Here is a 2056-nt window from a genome sequence, read left to right on the forward strand (position 1 = left end):
ATCAGCAAGCACAAGTGCGTCTGAGTCAGCCTCAACAAGTGCATCTGTATCAGTAAGCACATCAGCTTCAGAGTCGGCAAGTACCTCTGCATCTGAGTCAGCCTCATCGAGTACAAGTGCATCAGAATCAGCAAGTACATCGGCTTCAACAAGTATCTCTGCTTCATCAACTGTAGCAGGATCACAAACAGCTGCGAAAGAAACTGTAACCGAAGCTGGAAAGGATACAAGCTCGCTAACTGATAAAGTAGGTGAATCATCAGAAACGGCATCGACAGCTTTGGAGGGCAAGGTAACCCTTAATACCCTAATCTCAAAAGTAGAGAAAGTTTCAGATTCAACGACCAACTTGTCAGCGTCTGCAACAGATCTTGTAGCCACAACTGCCGCTACAGAAGCAACTGCTAAGAAGGTCGAAGAAGATCGTAAGAAACTTGCTAAACTTTCAGCTGAGATGGGTGAGTATCTTGCAAAAGCAGTAGATTTGCCAGATACGGACACTGCGATTCTCAAAGTTCAGAATGCGATTATTGAAATCGAAAATGCTTTGAAGGATCCAAATGCAGATCTAACTAAAGCTATTCAAACGGCAACTTCAGCACGCAATGCTATTGCTAATGTTGTTTTGAATGCGAATTCAGACCAGCTGAATAACCCTAATGGTCAAGCTAATTCTCAAATCGATGGTACTAGATCAACAGATTCCCAAAATCAGTCTAAACTTGATACCGAAAAGGAAATTTTAGATCAGAATCTGTCTGAAGCTGAAATTCTAAAAAAACTAGCTAGTGATTATGCAGCGTCAGTTACTAATGCTGATCAAAAAGCAGTTATTGAACAAGCTATTGCTAGTGTTCAGAAGGAGATCACTGCTAGTACTGATTTGCTTAGTACAAATGCCAGTCTCCAATCTTATGCTGAACAACGTAAGCGTTTAGGTGATTCCATTGATCAGTTAATGGCTTCTATGAATGCTGCTGGTTTTTCTGGCAATACGACTGTCAATGGTGCTCCTGCAATTAGTGCAAGTCTAAACGTTGCTAAAGGGGAGACAAAAGTTTATACAGGTAAAGGTGTAGATTCAGTATATAATGTTCCAATTTACTATAAATTGACAGTGACAAATAATGGTTCAAAATTGACCTTTGTCTATACAATTTCCTATGATAATCCAACTACATCTACCGTTGAAAAACAAAATGTAGGATTTAACCATACTCTGTATAATACAGGAACGTCTAGACAGACAATGTTTACGCTTGGGAAAGGTTTGGGAACACCTTCACCTTCAAGTGTAACAAGTTATCTTACAGATTCTTCAGGAAAGAAATTTACTAATAATAATAGACTGAAAGATGCTACTACGCCTATTACTACCAATGGAACTGGTAATTATACATGGGGAAATGGTGGACAGATGATTGGTTACTTTGCAAGGCAAGGTTACGGGTTAACATCAACTTGGACAGTTCCAATTACTGGTACTGATACATCCTTCACTTTTACTCCTTATGCAGGTGCGGATGATGATACACGTTTTACTAACTATTTTAATAACAAAATTATTGAATCTGAATCTAGCACGACAAGTCAGTCTCTTTCACAATCCAAGTCACTCTCAGTAAGTGCTAGTCAAAGCGCATCTGTTTCTGCATCAACAAGTGCATCAGCTTCAGCGTCAACAAGTGCGTCTAAGTCAGCCTCTGTTTCTGCCTCAACGAGTGCCTCAGCTTCAGCAAGCACAAGTGCATCTAAGTCAGCGTCAACGAGTGCTTCGGCTTCAGCGTCGACAAGTGCGTCTAAGTCAGCCTCAACGAGTGCTTCAGCTTCAGCCTCAACCAGCGCATCTAAGTCAGCGTCAACGAGTGCTTCAGCTTCAGCATCGACCAGCGCATCTAAGTCAGCGTCAACGAGTGCTTCGGCTTCAGCGTCGACAAGTGCATCTAAGTCAGCGTCAACGAGTGCCTCAGCTTCAGCATCGACCAGCGCATCTAAGTCAGCGTCAACGAGTGCTTCGGCTTCAGCATCAACCAGCGCGTCTAAGTCAGCGTCAACG

Annotated in this window: 2 pseudogenes; one reads left to right on the forward strand and one right to left on the reverse strand. The window is 42.2% G+C overall.

The features are described 5' to 3' along the window. Positions 1-381 (reverse strand): annotated as a pseudogene (locus tag SINDD18_RS11640) (hypothetical protein); the annotation flags it as partial. 73 nt (positions 382-454) lie between these two features. Between SINDD18_RS11640 and SINDD18_RS10350 the strand changes: the two are divergent. Further along, positions 455-2056, forward strand: a pseudogene (locus SINDD18_RS10350) (hypothetical protein); the annotation flags it as partial.

Source organism: Streptococcus infantis, from assembly GCF_001579645.1.
GTDB lineage: Bacteria > Bacillota > Bacilli > Lactobacillales > Streptococcaceae > Streptococcus > Streptococcus infantis_E.